Annotated in this window: 16 protein-coding genes, 1 tRNA gene and 1 pseudogene; 8 read left to right on the top strand and 10 right to left on the bottom strand. The window is 71.0% G+C overall.

Annotation, left to right across the window (positions count from 1 at the left end; translation table 11 throughout):
- Window positions 1-134: 134 nt before the first annotated feature.
- The 6 genes from ACIPUC_RS32855 to ACIPUC_RS32830 form a co-directional block, all read right to left on the bottom strand.
- On the bottom strand, window positions 135-1553 hold the full coding sequence (locus tag ACIPUC_RS32855) for an NAD(P)/FAD-dependent oxidoreductase (RefSeq protein ID WP_446594032.1): 1419 nt from the start codon (window positions 1551-1553) through the stop codon (window positions 135-137).
- A gap of 23 nt (window positions 1554-1576) precedes the next feature.
- Window positions 1577-2371, bottom strand: coding sequence for an ABC transporter permease (locus tag ACIPUC_RS32850; RefSeq protein ID WP_446594031.1), 795 nt, complete (start codon window positions 2369-2371; stop codon window positions 1577-1579).
- Entirely contained in the window at window positions 2371-3300 is a 930-nt protein-coding gene (locus tag ACIPUC_RS32845) for an ABC transporter permease (protein ID WP_446594030.1), read from the bottom strand. The genes ACIPUC_RS32850 and ACIPUC_RS32845 overlap by 1 nt, the downstream gene beginning before the upstream one ends.
- Complete coding sequence (locus tag ACIPUC_RS32840; protein ID WP_446594029.1) at window positions 3297-4445, bottom strand: ABC transporter ATP-binding protein; 1149 nt, start codon at window positions 4443-4445, stop codon at window positions 3297-3299. The genes ACIPUC_RS32845 and ACIPUC_RS32840 overlap by 4 nt, the downstream gene beginning before the upstream one ends.
- A 129-nt stretch (window positions 4446-4574) precedes the next feature.
- Window positions 4575-5825: a polyamine ABC transporter substrate-binding protein gene (locus ACIPUC_RS32835; protein WP_446594028.1), complete on the bottom strand. Its 1251-nt coding sequence runs from the start codon at window positions 5823-5825 to the stop codon at window positions 4575-4577.
- A 70-nt stretch (window positions 5826-5895) separates the two neighbouring features.
- Window positions 5896-7413 (bottom strand): gamma-aminobutyraldehyde dehydrogenase, encoded by a 1518-nt coding sequence (locus tag ACIPUC_RS32830; protein WP_446594080.1) that lies wholly within the window; start codon window positions 7411-7413, stop codon window positions 5896-5898.
- 194 nt (window positions 7414-7607) lie between these two features.
- Between ACIPUC_RS32830 and ACIPUC_RS32825 the strand changes: the two genes are divergently transcribed.
- The 3 genes from ACIPUC_RS32825 to ACIPUC_RS32815 all read left to right on the top strand — a co-directional run bounded on the left by ACIPUC_RS32825 (window position 7608) and on the right by ACIPUC_RS32815 (window position 10309).
- Window positions 7608-8162 carry an NADAR family protein gene (locus ACIPUC_RS32825; protein WP_446594027.1) on the top strand — a complete coding sequence of 185 codons (555 nt, stop codon included), beginning with the start codon at window positions 7608-7610 and terminating at the stop codon, window positions 8160-8162.
- A 148-nt stretch (window positions 8163-8310) separates the two neighbouring features.
- A tRNA-Ser gene (locus ACIPUC_RS32820) sits at window positions 8311-8372 on the top strand.
- Window positions 8373-8713: 341 nt separating this feature from the next.
- Complete coding sequence (locus tag ACIPUC_RS32815) at window positions 8714-10309, top strand: TROVE domain-containing protein (protein WP_446594026.1); 1596 nt, start codon at window positions 8714-8716, stop codon at window positions 10307-10309.
- A 46-nt stretch (window positions 10310-10355) separates the two neighbouring features.
- Here the strand turns inward: ACIPUC_RS32815 and ACIPUC_RS32810 are convergent, their stop codons facing one another.
- On the bottom strand, window positions 10356-11033 hold the full coding sequence (locus tag ACIPUC_RS32810; protein WP_446594025.1) for a DUF4190 domain-containing protein: 678 nt from the start codon (window positions 11031-11033) through the stop codon (window positions 10356-10358).
- A 110-nt stretch (window positions 11034-11143) separates the two neighbouring features.
- Here ACIPUC_RS32810 and ACIPUC_RS32805 point away from each other — a divergent pair, with 110 nt between their 5' ends.
- From ACIPUC_RS32805 to ACIPUC_RS32785, 5 genes are all read left to right on the top strand, one after another.
- Window positions 11144-12169 carry an adenosine deaminase gene (locus ACIPUC_RS32805; protein ID WP_446594024.1) on the top strand — a complete coding sequence of 342 codons (1026 nt, stop codon included), beginning with the start codon at window positions 11144-11146 and terminating at the stop codon, window positions 12167-12169.
- A 37-nt stretch (window positions 12170-12206) separates the two neighbouring features.
- The gene (locus tag ACIPUC_RS32800) at window positions 12207-12896 is read left to right on the top strand and encodes a glycerophosphodiester phosphodiesterase (RefSeq protein ID WP_446594023.1); all 690 of its coding nucleotides are present in this window, start codon (window positions 12207-12209) and stop codon (window positions 12894-12896) included.
- Entirely contained in the window at window positions 12896-14071 is a 1176-nt protein-coding gene (locus ACIPUC_RS32795) for a sensor histidine kinase (RefSeq protein ID WP_446594079.1), read from the top strand. Before ACIPUC_RS32800 ends, ACIPUC_RS32795 begins: the two co-directional genes overlap by 1 nt.
- Window positions 14068-14790, top strand: coding sequence for a response regulator (locus ACIPUC_RS32790; protein WP_446594022.1), 723 nt, complete (start codon window positions 14068-14070; stop codon window positions 14788-14790). Before ACIPUC_RS32795 ends, ACIPUC_RS32790 begins: the two co-directional genes overlap by 4 nt.
- Window positions 14791-14938: 148 nt before the next feature.
- A complete protein-coding gene (locus ACIPUC_RS32785; protein WP_446594021.1) occupies window positions 14939-16132 on the top strand; it encodes a serine hydrolase domain-containing protein in 1194 nt (397 codons plus the stop codon).
- A gap of 8 nt (window positions 16133-16140) precedes the next feature.
- Here ACIPUC_RS32785 and ACIPUC_RS32780 read toward each other — a convergent pair whose 3' ends face one another.
- The 3 genes and pseudogenes from ACIPUC_RS32780 to ACIPUC_RS32770 form a co-directional block, all read right to left on the bottom strand.
- The gene (locus tag ACIPUC_RS32780; RefSeq protein WP_446594020.1) at window positions 16141-16605 is read right to left on the bottom strand and encodes a hypothetical protein; all 465 of its coding nucleotides are present in this window, start codon (window positions 16603-16605) and stop codon (window positions 16141-16143) included.
- A 78-nt stretch (window positions 16606-16683) separates the two neighbouring features.
- Window positions 16684-16881 (bottom strand): annotated as a pseudogene (locus tag ACIPUC_RS32775) (spermidine/putrescine ABC transporter substrate-binding protein); the annotation flags it as partial.
- A 116-nt stretch (window positions 16882-16997) separates the two neighbouring features.
- Window positions 16998-18437 (bottom strand): gamma-aminobutyraldehyde dehydrogenase, encoded by a 1440-nt coding sequence (locus ACIPUC_RS32770; RefSeq protein ID WP_446594019.1) that lies wholly within the window; start codon window positions 18435-18437, stop codon window positions 16998-17000.
- Window positions 18438-18516 lie beyond the last annotated feature (79 nt).

Raw genomic sequence — 18516 nt, 5'->3', positions numbered from 1 at the left:
GTTACTCCATGGTGGTGAAGCGGGTCACGTGGTGACCGGCGGTGTGCGCCGGGGCGTGCGGGCATCCACGCGGTGATCGCGGTGGACCGCCGCGGACCGCCGCGGACCGCTAGACCGCCGTGGACCGCCGTGGATCAGCTGTCGAAACCGAGGCCGAGGCGGTCGAGCGTCCGGAGCCAGAGGTTGCGGTGCCCCCCGTGGCGGTCGGCGCGGGCCAGCGACCACTTCGTCAGGGTGATCCCCGTCCAGGCGAAGGGCTCGGGCGGGAACGGCATCGGCTTGGACTTCACCATCTCCAGCCGGGTGCGCTCGGTGGGGACCCCGTCGAGCAGGTCCAGCATCACGTCCGCGCCGAAGCGGGTGGCGCCCACCCCGAGCCCGGTGTATCCGGACGCGTAGGCCACCTTCCCGGAGTGCGCGGTGCCGAAGAAGGCCGAGAAGCGCGAGCACGTGTCGATCGCGCCGCCCCAGGCGTGGCTGAACCCCAGGCCCTCCAGCTGCGGGAAGGCGGTGAAGAAGTGCTCCGCGAGCTTGAGGTAGGTCTCGGGCCGGTGGTCGTACTCGGAGTCGAGCTTCCCGCGGTAGGGGTAGATCGCGTCGTATCCGCCCCACAGGATCCGGTGGTCCCTGGTGATCCGGAAGTAGTGGAACTGGTTCGCGCTGTCGCCCAGCCCCTGCCGGTTCTTCCAGCCGATCGAGGCGAGCTGCGCCTCGTCCAGCGGCTCGCTCATCAGCGCGTAGTCGTAGACCGGCACGGTGAACGGGCGGATGCGGCGCACCAGCGAGGGAAAGATGTTGGTGCCCAGGGCGACCCGGCGCGCGAGGATCGTGCCGTAGGGGGTCTCGACGGTCATCCCCCGGCCCGCCGAGGCCATCTTCAGGCCGCGGGTGTTCTCGTAGATCCGCACCCCGAGGTCCAGACAGGCCTGCTTGAGGCCCCAGGCCAGCTTCGCCGGGTGGAGCATGGCGACGCCGTCGCGGTCCCACAGGCCCGCGAGGAAGGTCGGGGAGTCGACCTCGGCGCGCAGCGCGTCGCCGTCGAGCCATTCGGAGCCGCCCGCGAGCCCGAGCCGCTGGGCCTCCTCGTAGAGTTCCCGCAGCTCCTCGACCTGGTGGGGCTCGGTGGCCACGTCGATCTCGCCGGTGCGCTCGAAGTCGCAGTCGATGCCGTAGCGGGCGACCGCCTCCTCGATGGCGTCGAGGTTGCGGGCGCCCAGCTCCTCCAGCTTGGCGAGCTCGCCGGGCCAGCGGGCCAGCCCGTTGGCGAGTCCGTGGGTGAGGGAGGCGGCACAGAAGCCGCCGTTGCGGCCGGAGGCGGCCCAGCCCGCCTCCTTGCTCTCGATCAGGACCACGTCCCGGCCGGGGTCGCGCTCCTTGGCGAGCAGCGCGGTCCACAGCCCGCTGTAGCCGCCGCCGATGACCAGCAGGTCGCACCGCTCGTCGGTGGTGAGCGCCGGCTGCGCGGCGGGCTTGCCGGGGTCGTCCAGCCAGTACGAGACCGGCTTCGCTTCGGAAAGGGATTTCGCAGCACTACGCATGGCGACTGGGGCCATGGCTTCCAACTCCCTACAGGGGTCTACTTCGGTTGTGCCTTCTTGCGGCGGTTGCCGGCCATCTGGCCGACGAGCACCACCAGGACGGCGATGACGAACATCGCCGTGCCGATGACGTTGATCTGCACGGGCGTACCGCGCTGGGCCGATCCCCACACGAACATGGGGAAGGTGACGGTGTTGCCCGAGTTGAAGTTGGTGATGATGAAGTCGTCGAAGGAGAGCGCGAAGGAGAGCAGCGCGCCCGCGGCGATTCCGGGTGCCGCGATCGGCAGCGTGACCCGTACGAAGGTCTGCACCGGCCCCGCGTAGAGGTCGCGGGCGGCCTCCTCCAGCCTCGGGTCCATGGACAGGACCCGCGCCTTGACGGCCGCGACGACGAAGCTGAGGCAGAACATGACGTGGGCGATCAGGATCGTCCAGAAGCCCAGCTGGATGCCCATGTTGAGGAAGAGCGCGAGCAGCGAGGCCGCCATCACGATCTCGGGCATGGCCATGGGCAGGAAGATCAGCGAGTTGACCGCCCCGCGCGCCTTGAAGCGGTAGCGGACGAGCGCGAAGGCGATCGCGGTGCCCAGGACGGTGGCGCCGATGGTCGCCCAGAGGGCGATCTGGAGCGAGAGCGAGAGGGAGCCGCACAGGTCGGCCACCCCGCAGGGGTCCTTCCACGCGTCGAGCGAGAACTCCTGCCAGGCGTAGTTGAACCGCCCGGTGGGGTTGTTGAAGGAGAAGACGGTGACGACCAGGTTCGGCAGGATCATGTACGCGAGCGTGCCGAGACCGGCGATCACTACGAGATTGCGGCGAAGCCAACGCATCAGACCAGGTCCTCCGTCCCCGCTCGGCGGATGTAGATGGTGACCATGATCAGCACAATGGCCATGAGGATGAAGGACAGCGCGGCCGCCGTCGGATAGTCCAGGATCCGCAGGTACTGCGACTGGATGACGTTGCCGATCATCCGGGTGTCCGTGGAGCCGAGCAGCTCGGCGTTCACGTAGTCGCCGCTCGCCGGGATGAAGGTGAGCAGGGTCCCGGAGACCACGCCCGGCATGGAGAGCGGGAAGGTCACCTTCCGGAAGACCGTCGCGGGGCGGGCGTACAGGTCCCCGGCCGCCTCGTGGAGGCGGGTGTCGATGCGCTCCAGCGAGGTGTACAGCGGAAGGATCATGAAGGGGAGGAAGTTGTACGTCAGCCCGCAGACGACCGCGAGGGGCGTGGCCAGGACCCGCTCCCCCTGGGTGAGGCCGATCCAGCTGGTGACGTCGAGGAAGCCGATGCTGTTGAGCACGCCGACCACCGGGCCGCCGTCGGCCAGGATCGTCTTCCAGGCGAGGGTGCGGATCAGGAAGCTGGTGAAGAACGGCGCGATGACGAGCACCAGCAGCAGGCCCCGCCAGCGGCCCGCCTTGAAGGCGATCAGGTAGGCCAGCGGGTACCCCAGCAGCAGGCACAGCAGGGTGGCGGTGCCCGCGTAGAGCAGGGAGCGCAGGAACTGCGGGTAGTACTCGGTGAAGGCGTCCCAGTAGGTCCGGAAGTGCCAGGTGACCTCGAAGCCCTCTTCGAGGGATCCGGTCTGCACCGAGGTGGAGGCCTGGTAGACCATCGGCAGCACGAAGAAGACCAGCAGCCACAGGATGCCGGGGAGCAGCAGCCAGTACGGGATCAGCCGTTTGCGCGCGGACGGTTTGTGGACCGGGGGTTGGGCGGGGGCGGCGGCCTCCGGCAGCGCGGCAGGGGCGGTCATGCGCTCTCCTCGACCGTCTCGATGCCCGCGTCGATGTCCTGGGCGGCGTCGAGGCCGAAGGTGTGCTCCGGGTTCCAGTGCAGGATCACCTCGGCGCCCGGGATGAGACGCGCAGACCGCTCGATGTTCTGCGCGTACACCTCCAGCCCGGGGCAGACCGGGCTGTCGATGACGTACTGGGTGGAGACGCCGATGAAGGAGGAGTCCGCGATCCGGCCGGGGACCTTGTTGCGGCCGGCCGCGATGGTGTGCTCCTCGTCGGCGTGCACCAGGGAGATCTTCTCCGGGCGCACCCCGACCAGCAGCTTCCCGCCCGAGGCGGGCGTGGTCGCACAGCGGGCGGCGGGCAGCCGGAGCGTGGCACCGGAGGCGGAGACGACCACCTCGGACCCGGCGGACTCCACCGAGGCCTCGATGAGGTTGGAGGTGCCGAGGAAGTTGGCGACGAAGGTGGTGCCCGGGTTCTCGTACAGCTCGGCCGGGGCGCCCAGCTGCTCCACGCGCCCGCCGTTCATCACCGCGACCGTGTCGGCCATGGTCATGGCCTCCTCCTGGTCGTGCGTGACGTGCACGAAGGTGATGCCGACCTCGGTCTGGATGCGCTTGAGCTCCAGCTGCATCTGGCGGCGCAGCTTGAGGTCGAGGGCGCCGAGCGGCTCGTCGAGGAGGAGCACCTGGGGGTGGTTGATCAGGGCGCGGGCGACGGCCACGCGCTGCTGCTGGCCGCCGGAGAGCTGGTGCGGCTTGCGCTGGGCGAACTGGCCGAGCTGGACCAGCTCCAGCATGTCGTCGACCTGCTTCTTGACCGACTTGATGCCGCGGCGGCGCAGGCCGAAGGCGACGTTCTCGTAGATGTTCAGGTGCGGGAAGAGGGCGTAGCTCTGGAAGACCGTGTTGACCGGGCGCTTGTACGGCGGCAGGTGGGTGACGTCCCGGTCGCCGAGGCTGACCGTGCCGGTGGAGGGCTCCTCCAGGCCGGCGATCATGCGCAGGGTGGTGGTCTTCCCGCAGCCCGAGGCGCCGAGCAGGGCGAAGAAGGAGCCCTGGGGGATGGTGAGATCCAGCGGGTGCACGGCGGTGAAGGTGCCGTAGTGCTTGCCGATCCCGGCGAGGCGGACGTCGCCGCCCGCGGTCTTGTCAGTCATGGGTGGGTCCCGGGGTTGGGTGGGGAAGGGTCAAGGGGGCGGGGCGGAGCCGGCCGGGGTGCACGGCCGCCGGTGTCGTCCGGTGGGCTGTGCCCCTGTCCTCCACGGCTCGCCGCGAGGCGTCGGGCGTCAGGCTCCGATGAGCTTGGCGAACTTCTCCTCGTACGCCGTCTCTTCTTCGCCGGTCAGGGAGCGGAAGGCGTGGGCCCTGGCGGCCATGGCCTTGTCCGGGACGATCAGCGGGTTGTCCGCGAGTGCGGGGTCGATCTTGGCGAGTTCGTCCTTGACGCCCTCGACCGGGCAGACGTAGCTGATGAAGGCGGCCAGCTGGGCGGCGACCGGGGGCTCGTAGTAGTAGTCGATCAGCTTCTCCGCGTTGGCCTTGTGCCGGGCCTTGGCGGGCACCAGCAGGTTGTCGCTGGAGGTGATGTAGCCGGGGACGGGGATCGCGTACTGGATGTCCGGGTTGCCCGCCTGGAGCTGGATGACGTCGCCCGCCCAGGCCAGACAGGCGGCGAGGTCGCCCTTGTCGAGGTCGGCGGTGTAGTCGTTGCCGGTGAAGCGGCGGATCTGCTGGGAGTCCACGCCCTTCTGGAGGCGGCCGATCGCGCCGTCGAAGTCGGCGGTCGTGAAGGTCGCCGGGTCCTTGCCCTGGTCGAGCAGGGTCATGCCCACGCTGTCGCGCATCTCGGTGAGGAAGCCGACCCGGCCCTTGAGGGTGGGGTCGTCCAGCATCTGCGTGACGGAGTCCACCTTCTTCCCGTCGGTGGCCTTGGTGTTGTAGGCGATGACCGTGTCGATGCCGGTCCACGGGTAGCTGTAGGCGCGGCCCGGGTCCCAGTCGGGGGTGCGGAACTGCGGGATCAGGTTGGCGTATGCGTGGGGCAGGTGGGAGGGGTCCAGCTTCTGCGCCCAGCCGAGGCGGATGATGCGCGCGGCGAGCCAGTCGGTGACGACGATCAGGTCGCGGCCGGTGTCCTGGCCGGCGGCGAGCTGCGGGCGGATCTTGCCGAAGAACTCGACGTTGTCGTTGATGTCCTCGGTGTACTTGACCTCGATCCCGGTCCGCCGGGTGAACTCCTCCAGGGTGGGCCGGGTCTTCTCGTCGTCGCTGGTGTCCATGTACTCGGTCCAGTTGGAGAAGTTGATCTCCTTCTCCTGTGCCGAGTGGTCGTCGGAGGCCGCCGCCGAGTCGCCCTCGCGCTTGGCGGGCGGGATTCCGCACCCGGCGAGGGCGGACAGGCCGCCGAGGGTGAGCGCTCCGACACCGGAGGCGCGCAGCAGCGAGCGGCGGGTGAGGGCGCCGCGCCCGCTGGTGAGGCTGCGCCGCATCGCGGCGAGTTGCGCCGCCGAGAGGCGGTCGGGCTCGAACTGCTCCATGCGCTGTGCCCTTTCGGGAGGTGTACCGCTGGTCAGGCGGTGGGTCCACGCGGCGGTAGCCGCAGATGGTTTACGGACGGTCCCCGAAGATCGTGCGGTGCCAGTCCTTCGCGGCGACCGCGGTGTTGTCGTACATCACGTGCTTGACCTGCGTGTACTCCTCGAAGGAGTAGGCCGACATGTCCTTTCCGAAGCCGCTGGCCTTGTAGCCGCCGTGCGGCATCTCGCTGATGATCGGGATGTGGTCGTTGACCCAGACGCAGCCCGCCTTGAGCTCGCGGGTGGCGCGGTTCGCCCGGTAGACGTCGCGGCTCCAGGCGGAGGCGGCGAGTCCGTACGGGGTGTCGTTGGCCAGCGCGATGCCCTCGTCGTCGGTGTCGAAGGGCAGGACGACGAGGACCGGGCCGAAGATCTCGGACTGGACGACCTCGCTGTCCTGCGCGGCGCCGGCGATGAGGGTGGGCCGGTAGTAGGCGCCTTCGGCGAGCTCGGCTCCCGGGACCTCGCCGCCGGTGACGACGGTGGCGTACGCGCGGGCCCGCTCGACGAACCCGGCGACGCGGTCGCGCTGGGCGTGGGAGACCAGCGGGCCGAGGTCGGTGGTGGGCGCGAAGGGGTCGCCCAGGCGGACGGTCTCCATCAGCTCCGCGACGCGGGCGACGAAGGCGTCGTGCAGGGGGCGCTGGACGTAGGCGCGGGTGGCGGCGGTGCAGTCCTGGCCGGTGTTGATGAGGGAGGCGGCGACGGCGCCGTGCGCGGCGGCCTCCAGGTCGGCGTCGTCGAAGACGAGGAAGGGCGCCTTGCCGCCGAGCTCGAGGTGGAGCCGCTTGACGGTGGCGGTGGCGATTTCGGCAACGCGCTTGCCCACCGCGGTGGAGCCGGTGAAGGAGGTCATGACCACGTCGGGGTGGCCGACCAGGTGCTCGCCCGCCTCGCGGCCGGCGCCCGTGACGATGTTGATCACGCCGTCGGGCAGGCCCGCGTCCTTGGCCGCCTGCGCGAACATCAGGGAGGTCAGGGGGGTGAGCTCGGCGGGCTTGAGGACGATGGTGTTGCCCGCGGCGATGGCCGGGAGGATCTTCCAGGCGGCCATCTGGAGCGGATAGTTCCAGGGGGCGATGGAGCCGACCACGCCGATGGCCTCGCGGCGTACGAAGGAGGTGTGGTCGCCGGAGTACTCGGCGGCCGCCTGCCCCTGGAGGTGGCGCGCGGCCCCCGCGAAGAAGGCCGTGTTGTCGATGGTCCCCGGAACGTCGAACTCCGTGGACAGCTTGATCGGCTTGCCGCACTGGAGGGACTCGGCGTACGCGAAGTCCCCGGCCTGCTCGGCCAGTACGGCCGCCAGCCGGTGCAGGGCGTCCGACCGCTCCCCGGGGGTGGCGGCCGCCCAGCCCGGGAAGGCCCGCTTGGCGGCGGCGACGGCCTCGTCCACGTCCGCCGTGCCCGCGAGTTCGTAGGTGAGGACCTCGTCCCCGGTGGCCGGGTCGACCACGGTGTGCGACCTGCCCGAGGTGCCGGGCCTGAGCTGCCCGTCGATGTACTGCGCGCCGTCCGCGAAGCGGTCCTTGACCTGGAAGCGGTTGCCCATCACGCTCTCACGCTTTCCGTAGCTACAGTTCGAGCTACAGCTCGAATTGAGTGCCGATCCTGACAGAGGCGGGCCCTCTGTCCAAGTGATTCCGTTGTTGCCATTTGATTACGCGACGGATTCGGTCGACCAAGTGTCGAGGCGTGCCCGAAATCCCGTACGAGTTGTCCGTGGCGACTGCCAGACTCGCGTGCATGGAGATGATCGACAACCTGATCAAGCAGGTCAGCCGTGGTGAGCGGGTGAAGTACCTGCCGTTCTGGGGGCACCGGCCGAGGCCGGACGGGACCCTCGGCCCGAGCTGCCTGAGCCAGTGGTGGCCGTCCGAATTCACTGTGGGTGACGTCCGGTACGCGACGGCGGAGCACTGGATGATGGCCGGGAAGGCGCGCCTGTTCGCGGACGCGGAGGCGGAGCGGGCGGCCCTCTCGGCCCGGACCCCGGCCGAGGCGAAGAACGCCGGACGGCTCGTGCGCGGCTTCGACGACGCGGTGTGGGAGCGCGAGCGGTTCGCCCTGGTCGTGGAGGGCAGCGTGCACAAGTTCGACTCCGACCCGGCCCTGCGCTCCTACCTGCTGTCCACCGGGAACCGGGTCCTGGTGGAGGCGAGCCCCCTGGACCGCGTCTGGGGCATCGGCCTGGCGGCCGACGACGAACGCGCCCTGGACCCGGCCCGCTGGCGGGGCCTGAACCTGCTGGGCTTCGCCCTGATGGAAGCCCGCGAACGGCTGCGACAGGGCGCGGCGTGACGGAACGGCGCCGCGTCGCCGCCGTGATCATCCAGGACGGCTGCGGGTCGGGCGGCACGGGCGGCGGGTCGGTCGTGGTGCCGACGCTGCCGGGTAATTGCGTGGCGGCGGCCCGGCCGGGCGCCTAACGTGATCGTTGTCCAGGTGCGCAGGCGAGACATACTTCCACTGTTAATGGGGCGGTCGCGGGTTCGAGTCCCGTCACCGGCTTCGGCCGGTGTAGCTCAGTTGGCTAGAGCACCACGTGGTTTCGCCGAACTCGATCTCTGGACACCTACGTCACGCACCTCCCGGTGCGCGGGCTGCGGCTCCTTCTTTTGCAAAGACACCAGGCCGCCGCCGACTTGATCTCGGGAGGCCGCGTGCGGGATGCCCGGTGCGCAGGCAACGGCTACTTCCGGATCAACAGGTTGCGGGTTCAAATCCCGCCCGGCCACGGCCGGTAGCTCAACCCGGCAGAGCAGTCGACACAGTCCGTCGCCGACTTCGATCTCGGGCATCCCGCACGTCACGCCTCCCCCGCTTTCCTTTGAATTCGGGGGGGATTCACCATGGCTCGTTTCAACCTGCGCGCGTCCAAGACGGCGCCCGCCCCGCCCACGTCGCCCGTACGCTCGGCCGGCCGCGCCCGCACCCACCAGGGCGGCCCCGGCCACCTGCGCGACCCGCGCTCCGAGCTGTTCCTGCTCGCGATCGCCAACTTCGTGACGCAGCGCACCGCGTACGAGAGCGGCGAGGCCCGCGACGACCGCTTCGTGGCACTCGTGCGGCGGCTCGCCGTCGAGGACCCCGCGTGGACGGCCGGCCTGCTGGGCTGGCTCCGCGGGGAGGCGAACATGCGGACCGCCTCGCTCGTCGGCGCCGCCGAGTACGTGAAGGCGCGCCTCGAGGCGGACGTCGCCGACGGGCCGTCGAACCGCCAGGTCGTGGACTCCGTACTGCGGCGCGCGGACGAGCCCGGCGAGCTGCTGGCCTACTGGACGGCGACGTACGGACGGAACGTGCCCAAGCCCGTCAAGCGCGGCATCGCCGACGCGGTGCGCCGCCTCTACTCCGGCAGCTCGCTGCTGAAGTACGACACCGACTCCAAGAGCTACCGCTTCGGTGACGTCCTCAACCTCGTCCACGCGTCCCCCGACCCGGCCAAGTCCTGGCAGGGCGAACTGTTCCGCTACGCCCTGGACCGCCGGCACAACCCGGAGACCGCCGAGGTCCCGGCCGGCAACCGGACGCTGGCCGCCCACCGGGCGCTGATGGCGCTCCCGGTCTCCGAGCGGCGCGGTGTGGTCACCTCGCCGGACGGCGCCGACCGGCTCGCGCAGGCGGGCATGACCTGGGAGGCGCTGGCCGGCTGGCTGCAGGGGCCCATGGACGCGGCCGCCTGGGAGGCGGTCATCCCGTCCATGGGGGCGATGGCCCTGCTGCGCAACCTGCGCAACTTCGACCAGGCCGGGGTCTCGGACGAGGTGGCCGCGGCGGTCGCGGCGAAGATCTCCGACCCGGAGACCGTTGCCCGGTCGCGGCAGTTCCCCTTCCGCTACCTGGCCGCCCACCAGCACGCGCCCTCGCTGCGCTGGGCGTACCCGCTGGAGCGGGCGCTCGGCCACTCGCTGGCCAACGTACCGGCGCTGCCCGGCCGGACGCTGGTCCTCGTGGACCGGTCAGGCTCGATGTGGTCCCCGCTGTCGGACCGCTCGCAGCTCAACCGGGCCGACGCGGCGGCCCTGTTCGGGGCGGCGCTCGCGCTGCGCGCCGAGCGGGCGGACCTGGTGCAGTTCGGCACGACCAGTGCGGTGGTCCCGTACACGCGGGGCGAATCCGTGCTGAAGGTGCTGGAGCGGTTCGCAGACCTCGGCGGGACGTACACGGCCCAGGCCGTCAAGCAGCACTACCGCGGTCATGACCGGGTGCTGATCGTCACCGACGAGCAGGCCGCCTCGTACGGCCACGGCGGTGACCCTTCGGCGGAGGTTCCGCCGGCGGTGCCGGTGTACACCTGGAACCTGGCGGGCTACCGGGTGGGCCACGCCCCGTCCGGCTCCGCGAACCGGCACACCTTCGGCGGGCTCGGCGACGCTGCCTTCCGCATGGTGTCCCTGATCGAACGCGGCCGGGACGCCGACTGGCCGTGGGCGTCCCCCGCCTGAGCGGGCGGATGAGCAAGAGCACGAGCCCCGGGCCTGAGCCCGGGGCTCATATCTTCTCGCGCTCCCGGGAGTTCGAGTACGGGCTGTCGTAGCGGGAGTCGCCGTCCCATTCCCCCTTCATGAACGGGGCGAACATGGCGAGCAGCATCAAGGCGCCCAGCACGATGCCGATCGCGCCGAGGATGATGCCGGCCAGCGCCATCCCGCCGTTGTCGGCCTCGCCGCGGGTCGCCTTGCCCTTGCCGAGGGCGCCGAAGACGACCGCGCCGATCCCGATCCCGATGCCCAGGACGCTCGTGATGCAGCCGACGACGGAGAGGATGCCGAGGACGAGGGCGGTGACGCCGAAACCGTTGCTCCTCGGCCCCGCGTACGGCGGGTAGGAGGCGGTGCCCGGGTATCCGGGATATCCGGGGTACCCCGTGTCACCGGGGAACCCGTAGCCCGGCACGGCGGACGGCCCGGCGGGATATCCGTACCCGCCCGGGTCCGGCTGGGCCGGATACCCGTAGGCGGGCGGCGCGCTGGGGACCGGCGTCGGCGTCGGGGCGGGCTGCGGGGCGGGCTGTAGTGCTCCGGCCCCCGGCATCCCGGCGACCGTCTGCTGGTCGTGCACGGACGGCGGGCCCGGTACTACCGGCGCGGCCTGCTGCTTTCCCAGGTCCACCGCCGGCCGCTCCGGCGGCGCCCACGGGTCCCTCGGCTCAGGGCTCTGGTCGGTCATGCGGCACCCCCCTCTCGTACGGCCATGCTAAGCGCTGCCACCGACAGTCACGGGCGTGCCTACGATGAAGGCCGACCTGCCCGCATGCGCGCCCTCCCGGAGGCACCTTCATGACCGACCTGCACCCCTTCATCGCGGGGCTGCCCAAGGCGGAACTCCACGTCCACCACGTCGGCTCGGCCTCACCGCGCATCGTGGCGGAGCTCGCCGCCCGGCACCCCGACTCGAAGGTCCCGACCGATCCCGAGGCGCTCGCCGACTACTTCACCTTCACCGACTTCGCGCACTTCATCGAGGTCTACCTGTCGGTCGTCGACCTCGTCCGCACCCCCGACGACGTACGCCACCTCACCTTCGAGGTGGCCCGCGACATGGCCCGGCAGAACATCCGCTACGCCGAACTGACCATCACCCCCTACTCCTCCACCCGCCGCGGCATCGAGGAGAAGGCCTTCATGGCGGCCATCGAGGACGCCCGCAAGGCCGCCGAGTCCGAGCTCGGCGTCATCCTGCGCTGGTGCTTCGACATCCCCGGCGAAGCCGGTCTGGAAGCCGCCGCCGAGACCGCCCGCCTCGCCGTCGACCTGCGCCCCGAGGGCCTGGTCTCCTTCGGCCTGGGCGGCCCCGAGATCGGTGTCCCGCGCCCCCAGTTCAAGCCGTACTTCGACCAGGCCCGCGCCGCCGGTCTGCACAGCGTGCCGCACGCCGGCGAGACCACCGGCCCCGAGACGGTCTGGGACGCCATCCGCGAGCTGGGCGCCGAGCGCATCGGCCACGGCACCAGCTCCACCCGGGACCCCGAGCTGCTCGCCTACCTGGCCGAGCACCGCATCGCGCTGGAGGTCTGCCCGACCTCCAACATCGCCACCCGGGCGGTGACCGACCTGGACCGGCACCCGGTCAAGGAGATGGTCGCCGCGGGCGTGCTCGTCACCATCAACAGCGACGACCCGCCGATGTTCGGCTCCGACCTGAACAACGAGTACGCGGTGGCGGCGCGCCTCCTCGACCTCGACGAGCGCGGTCTGGCCCAGCTCGCCAAGAACGCCGTCGAGGCCTCCTTCCTGGACGAGGCCGGCAAGGCGAAGCTCACCGCGGAGATCGACGCGTACACGGCCGGATGGCTCGCGCGCTGACGTCCCGCCGGTCGCGGCGGCCCCTGAGAATGGGGCCATGCGCACCCTGACTGCCGTCGGCCACCGCGGCGATCCCTACCGTGTCCGTGAGAACACCCTGTCCTCTATCCGCTCCGCGTTCGCGCGGGGGGCGGACGCAGTCGAGATCGACGTACGGCTGACTCGCGACGGGGTGCCGGTCCTGCTCCACGACGAGGTGCTGCAGCGGCTGTGGGGCCATGACGTGCGGCTCGACGCCGTCACGGCCCGGCAGCTCAAGGAGCTGACGGGCGGCGGGATTCCGACGCTGCGCGAGGCGGTGCTGGCGGCCGGGGCGGGCCGGCTGATGATCGACCTGCCCGGCGCCTCGTACGAGGCGGTGCGGACGGTCGTGGACCAGGTCCGCGAGTGCGGGGCGCGTGAGCGCACCTACTACTGCGCGGGTCCCAAGACCATGCTGGCGGTCCGCGCCGCCGATCCGGGCGCGGAGATCGCGCTGACCTGGACCACGCTGTCGCCGCCGCGCCGGGTGCTGATCGACGCGGTGGCCCCGCGGTGGCTCAACTACCGCTTCGGTCTGGTCAGCCGGGAGCTGACGGACGCACTGCACCGGGACGGCCTGCTGGTGTCGGCCTGGACCGCGGACACCAAGCGGACGATGCGGGCGCTGATCACGGCCGGGGTCGACTCGGTCACCACGAACCGGGTGGACGCGCTGACCGCCGTACGCGCCGAGCTCGGCCGGTGATACGCACCCGGGCGGTGCGGCCGGGCGTGCGGCTGGGCCGGGCCCGGCCGTGGGGCGTGGACCTGGGTCTGACCCTGCTGGTGCAGCTGGCCGTCACGATGCCGTTCGTGCTGCCGCGGCAGGCCGGGCTGCCGGCCGTGACCTGGGACTCGTACGCGATGACCACGCTGGGGGTGCTGCCGCTGGTGTGGCGGCGCCGCCGGCCGGTCACGGTACTGGTGGTGATCCTGCTCGTCGGCGGGGTCTACAAGCTGGCGCTCGACGGTCCGGGGCAGCCGCTGCCGTACGCGGGGCTGATCGCCTTCTACACGGTCGCCCTGCTGTGCCCCGCACGGGTTCGGTTGACGGTGGGGCCGCTGTCGGTGGTGGCCGTCGTCGTGTCCGTGGGGCCGGCGACGGGTACGGCCAGGGAGCTGTCCTTCACCCTGTTCTGTGCGGGGGCCGCCTACGCTCTGGGCCGGCTCCAGTACACGCGGCAGGCCTACACCGCGGCGGTCGAGGACCGGGCGGCGCAGCTGGAGCGGGCGAACCGGATCGAGGCGGAGCAGGCCGTGGCGCGCGAACGGGCGAGGATCGCGCGGGAGATGCACGACATCCTCTCGCACGCCGTCAGCATCATGATCGTGCAGGCGGAGGCCGGTCCGGTGGCGGTACGAAGGGCCCCGGAGCGGGCCGAGGCGGCCTTCGAGGCGATCTCGGAGACCGGCCGGGAGGCGATGGCGCAGCTGCGGGCGATGCTCGGTGTGCTGCGGGAGGACGGTCCGGCGCCGCGTGAGCCGCAGCCGGGGGTGGCGGCGCTGCCCCGGCTGCTGGACCGCGTGCGGCAGGGCGGTCCGGAGGTGTCGTACGAGGAGGCCGGCGAGGTGCGGGCGCTGGCCGCGGCAGTGGACACGGCCGTGTACCGGATCGTGCAGGAGGCCCTGACGAACGTGGTGAAGCATGCCGCGGCCCGGCGGGTGGCGGTCCGGCTCCACCACGCGCGGGAGGAGCTGACGATCACGGTCGCGGACGACGGGCGGGGGCCGTCCGGGGGCGGCGGCGGGCACGGCCTGATCGGGGTCCGGGAGCGGGCGGCGGCGCACGGCGGGTCGGTGGAGGCCGGTCCGGGGCCGGGCGGGCGCGGATTCCTGCTCCGGGCCGTCCTTGTAGCCTCCCCGGTGGAGGTGGGGAATTGACGATCCGCGTGGTGGTGGCCGACGACCAGGAGCTGGTGCGCAGCGGGTTCGCGATGATCCTGGACGCCCAGGAGGACATCGAGGTCGTGGCGGAGGTCGGGGACGGGGCGGCGGCGGTGGAGGCGGTGGCCCGGCAGGCGCCGGACGTGGCCCTGCTGGACATCCGGATGCCGGTGCTGGACGGGATCGAGGCGTGCCGGGCGATCTCGGCGCGGAGCGCGTGCCGGACGGTGATGCTGACGACCTTCGACTCGGACGAGTACGTGTACGAGGCGCTGCACGCGGGGGCGAGCGGGTTCCTGCTGAAGGACGTGCGGCGGGACGATCTGGTGCACGCGGTACGGGTGGTGGCGGCGGGCGAGTCGCTGCTGGCGCCTTCGGTGGCGCGGCGGCTGATCGAGGAGTACACGGCGGCGACGGCACGGCCTTCGGTCCGGGCGCTCTCGGCGGGCCGGCTGGAGGTGCTGACGGCGCGTGAGCGGGAGACGCTGCTGCACCTGGGGCGGGGGCTTTCGAACGCGGAGATCGCGGCGGCGCTGGTGGTGAGCGAGCACACGGTGAAGTCGCATGTGGGAAACGTGCTGGCGAAGCTGGGGCTGCGCGACCGGATCCAGGCCGTGATCTGCGCCTACGAGACGGGCCTGATCGCGGCGGGGACGGGGGCCGGGGCGGCGACGGCGGCCGGGGCTCCCTCTGGGGTATCTCCCTCTGGGGAGTGAGGGACGGGCGTGTCGGCTCCCTCGCGCCGGTGAGTTGTCGTACCGCTGAAGACCCCTCCGTGGGGTGATCCGCAACTACCCCTCTGGCCAGCAGCATTGAGTCATCGGGGGCCGCAGTGGCCCCGAATGTCTCGCAGGGGGATCCGTCATGAATGCCCGTACGCGCACACTGATCGCCGCCGCTCTGGTGCTGGGGGTCGCTTCCGGTCCGGTCCTCGCCCATGCGGCGCCGGCGCCGGCAGCCGTCTCCGGCGAGCGGGCCGCGCCCGCCGCCCGTACGCCGCCCGATGCGGCGGCGCTGGAGAAGGCGATCGCCGGGCTGGGTCCGGAGCACAAGGACGCGACGGCCGCACTGGTCCGGGTCGGCGGTACGAGCGGCAGCTGGCACGGGAGTTCAGGTGTCGCGGACATCCGCACCGGGCGGGAGGCCGTGGAGCAGGGCCGCTTCCGGGCCGGGTCGGTGACCAAGGCCTTCACCTCGGCGGTGGTGCTCCAGCTGGCGGCCGACGGCCGGGTGGATCTGGACGGGCCGGTCCGGCGGTACCTGCCCGGGACGGTCCCTGGTGCCTACGGCACGGTCACCGTCCGGCAGTTGCTCAACCACACCAGCGGCATACCGGCGGCGGACGGCCCGGGCGACTCGTTCCAGGCGCAGTGGGAGCACCGCTTCGATGTGACCGACCCGCGCGATCAGCTGGCCAACGCCTTCGCAAAGAAGCCGGAGTTCACCCCGGGCTCGGCCCAGCACTACCTGAACATCAATTACACGGTGCTGGGCGTGCTCATCGAGAAGCTGACGGGCACCTCGTACGAGGAGGCCGTCAGCCGGCGGATCCTGCAGCCGCTGGGCCTGCGGCAGACCTCCTTCCCGGCCCGGACGCAGACGAGGATCCACGGTCCGCACAACCGGGGCTACCAGGCGATAGCGGGGGCGGACGGCTCCCGGGAGCTGCGAGATGTGACCGAGTGGAACTCCTCGGACCGGTGGGCCGCGGGGGACATCGTCTCGACCACGGCCGACCTGGAGCGCTTCACCGTGGCGCTGTTCGGCGGCCGGATCGTGCCGAAGGCGCAGCTGGAGGAGATGTTCACGGTGCCCGCGGTGAAGGACTCGGTCACCGGGAAGGACGCCGCGCTGTCGGCGGGCCTGTCGCGGCTCGTCCTGCCCGACGGCACCGTGGCCTGGGGCAAGACCGGCGGCCGGCACGGCTACAACACGGCGATAGGCGCGACCCGCGACCTGTCCCGCACCCTCGTGTACTCGGTGAACTCCACCGACGCCAAGGGCCAGGACATGAACCCGGTGGCCCTCGGCATCGTGATGGCGGCCTTCGCGCGGTAAGCCCTCACCTACGCGGGCATGACCTCGAGGCGCTTGATCATGCGGCGGATCGCCAGGAGCGGGATCACGCCGAAGACCCCGAACGACATGTCGATGACGCTCCACCAGAAGGGGATCCCGCGGATCGGGCCGCAGATCAGGGCCAGCGGGATGATGCCGGCGCAGGCGATCACGCCGGCTTCGACGATCCATATGTTGCGCACCGGGTCGCGGTGGACGCCGTAGAAGAAGACGGCGATGACCAGGTGGGCGAAGGCGAGCCAGTCGGTGCCGTAGAGGAGGAAGGGGTATTCGGCATCGGCCTGGTCCAGCCCATCGCCCACCCGTCGCAGCCATGCGTTGTCCACCAGGGCGTTGGCCCATCGGAGCTCGCTGACCAGGGGGAAGGCAGTGAGCCCGCTGAGTACGAGGCAGACGAGGAACAGGGTCAGCCACACACGGATCCGCCGCTGAAGGGCGCTTCTCTCGCTCATGGAAGGAAGCGTACGCCTATTTCTGAACGCGTTCAGCCAAATCGCTGAACATGTTCAACTCCCCTGCCCGGAGTGCGATCAGAGTCCTGCGATCGCGTTCCACCTGCGGGCGAGGGAGCGGCTCTCGGCGGAGGAGATGTCCCGGGCGACGACCAGCCGCTTGCGCATCTCTCCGTCGGGGAAGATCAGCGGATTCTCGGCCAGTTCGGCGGTCTCCTGGTCGTCGGAGCCGGCCAGGACCTCGCGGGCCGCCGGGACCGGGCAGACGTAGGGGACGGCGGGGGAAGGCGAGTTGCGACATGGCCTCGGCCTCGGGGAACGCGAAGGGGCGGGCAATAGACATGGTGTCTACCGCCCGCCCCGTCAAGGCCTGCTCTGACCGGTGCGACCGATCAGCCGTCGAGCGAGGTCATCACGTGCTTGATGCGCGTGTAGTCCTCGAAGCCGTAGGCGGAGAGGTCCTTGCCGTAGCCGGACTTCTTGAAGCCGCCGTGCGGCATCTCGGCGACGAGCGGGATGTGGGTGTTGATCCACACGCAGCCGAAGTCGAGGTTCTTGGACATCCGCATCGCGCGGCCGTGATCCTTGGTCCAGACGGAGGAGGCGAGGGCGAACTCGACGCCGTTCGCGTACTCCAGGGCCTGGGCCTCGTCCGTGAAGGACTGGACGGTGATGACGGGGCCGAAGACCTCGTTCTGGATGATCTCGTCGTCCTGCTTGAGGCCGGAGACCACGGTCGGGGCGTAGAAGTAGCCCTTCTCGCCGACCTGGTGGCCGCCCGCCTCGACCTTGGCGTGGGCGGGGAGGCGCTCGATGAAGCCCGCGACCTGCTTGAGCTGGTTCGGGTTGTTCAGCGGGCCGTACAGCACGTCCTCGTCGTCCGGCTGGCCGGTCTTGGTGTCGGCGGCGGCCTTGGCGAGCGCGGAAACGAACTCGTCGTGGATGGACTCGTGGACGAGCACGCGGGTGGCGGCCGTGCAGTCCTGGCCGGCGTTGAAGTAGCCGGCGACCGCGATGTCCTCGACGGCCTTGGCGATGTCGGCGTCCTGGAAGACCACGACCGGGGCCTTGCCGCCGAGCTCCAGGTGGACGCGCTTGACGTCCTTCGAGGCGCTCTCGGCGACCTGCATGCCCGCGCGCACCGAGCCGGTGATGGAGGCCATCGCCGGGGTGGAGTGCTCGACCATGGCCTTGCCGGTCTCGCGGTCACCGCAGATGACGTTGAAGACGCCCTTGGGCAGGACCGAGTCGATGATCTCCGCCATCAGCACGGTGGAGGCGGGGGTGGTGTCCGAGGGCTTGAGCACCACGGTGTTGCCCGCGGCGATGGCCGGGGCGAACTTCCACACGGCCATCATCATCGGGTAGTTCCACGGCGCGACCTGGGCACAGACACCGACCGGCTCGCGGCGGATGATCGAGGTCATGCCCTCCATGTACTCGCCGGCCGAGCGGCCCTCGAGCAGCCGGGCGGCGCCGGCGAAGAAGCGGATCTGGTCCACCATCGGCGGCAGCTCCTCGCTGGCCGTCAGGCCCAGCGGCTTGCCGGTGTTCTCCGACTCCACGGCGACGAGCTCGTCCGCGCGCGCCTCGAAGGCGTCCGCGATCTTCAGCAGCGCCTTCTGGCGCTCGGCGGGCGTGGTGTCGCGCCAGCCCGGGAAGGCGGCCGCGGCGGCGGCCATGGCGGCGTCCACATCGGCCTGACCCGAGAGCGGGGCGGTGGCGTACGCCTCGCCGGTGGCCGGGTTCACCACCTCGGTGGTCCGACCGTCGGCGGCGTCCTTGAACTCTCCGCCGATGTAGTTGCGCAGACGACGCAGTTCGGTGGTCACTACAGCCACACTCCTGATCACATGTCCAACGATTGAGACGATTCCCAAGAGTAGCCCCTCGGCGGACGCTTTCGACAGA

The organism is Streptomyces sp. LARHCF249 (assembly GCF_052871255.1).
The sequence above is the reverse complement of the archived record's forward strand: the minus strand, read 5'-3'. Positions and strand labels throughout refer to the sequence as shown.

Bases quoted from the DNA above. Each gene is read 5' to 3' on its own strand.
- ACIPUC_RS32855 (WP_446594032.1), bottom strand. From the start codon at position 1,553: ATGGCCCCAGTCGCCATGCGTAGTGCTGCGAAATCCCTTTCCGAAGCG.
- ACIPUC_RS32850 (WP_446594031.1), bottom strand. From the start codon at position 2,371: ATGCGTTGGCTTCGCCGCAATCTCGTAGTGATCGCCGGTCTCGGCACG.
- ACIPUC_RS32845 (WP_446594030.1), bottom strand. From the start codon at position 3,300: ATGACCGCCCCTGCCGCGCTGCCGGAGGCCGCCGCCCCCGCCCAACCC.
- ACIPUC_RS32840 (WP_446594029.1), bottom strand. From the start codon at position 4,445: ATGACTGACAAGACCGCGGGCGGCGACGTCCGCCTCGCCGGGATCGGC.
- ACIPUC_RS32835 (WP_446594028.1), bottom strand. From the start codon at position 5,825: ATGGAGCAGTTCGAGCCCGACCGCCTCTCGGCGGCGCAACTCGCCGCG.
- ACIPUC_RS32830 (WP_446594080.1), bottom strand. From the start codon at position 7,413: ATGGGCAACCGCTTCCAGGTCAAGGACCGCTTCGCGGACGGCGCGCAG.
- ACIPUC_RS32825 (WP_446594027.1), top strand. From the start codon at position 7,608: ATGGAGATGATCGACAACCTGATCAAGCAGGTCAGCCGTGGTGAGCGG.
- ACIPUC_RS32815 (WP_446594026.1), top strand. From the start codon at position 8,714: ATGGCTCGTTTCAACCTGCGCGCGTCCAAGACGGCGCCCGCCCCGCCC.
- ACIPUC_RS32810 (WP_446594025.1), bottom strand. From the start codon at position 11,033: ATGACCGACCAGAGCCCTGAGCCGAGGGACCCGTGGGCGCCGCCGGAG.
- ACIPUC_RS32805 (WP_446594024.1), top strand. From the start codon at position 11,144: ATGACCGACCTGCACCCCTTCATCGCGGGGCTGCCCAAGGCGGAACTC.
- ACIPUC_RS32800 (WP_446594023.1), top strand. From the start codon at position 12,207: ATGCGCACCCTGACTGCCGTCGGCCACCGCGGCGATCCCTACCGTGTC.
- ACIPUC_RS32785 (WP_446594021.1), top strand. From the start codon at position 14,939: ATGAATGCCCGTACGCGCACACTGATCGCCGCCGCTCTGGTGCTGGGG.
- ACIPUC_RS32780 (WP_446594020.1), bottom strand. From the start codon at position 16,605: ATGAGCGAGAGAAGCGCCCTTCAGCGGCGGATCCGTGTGTGGCTGACC.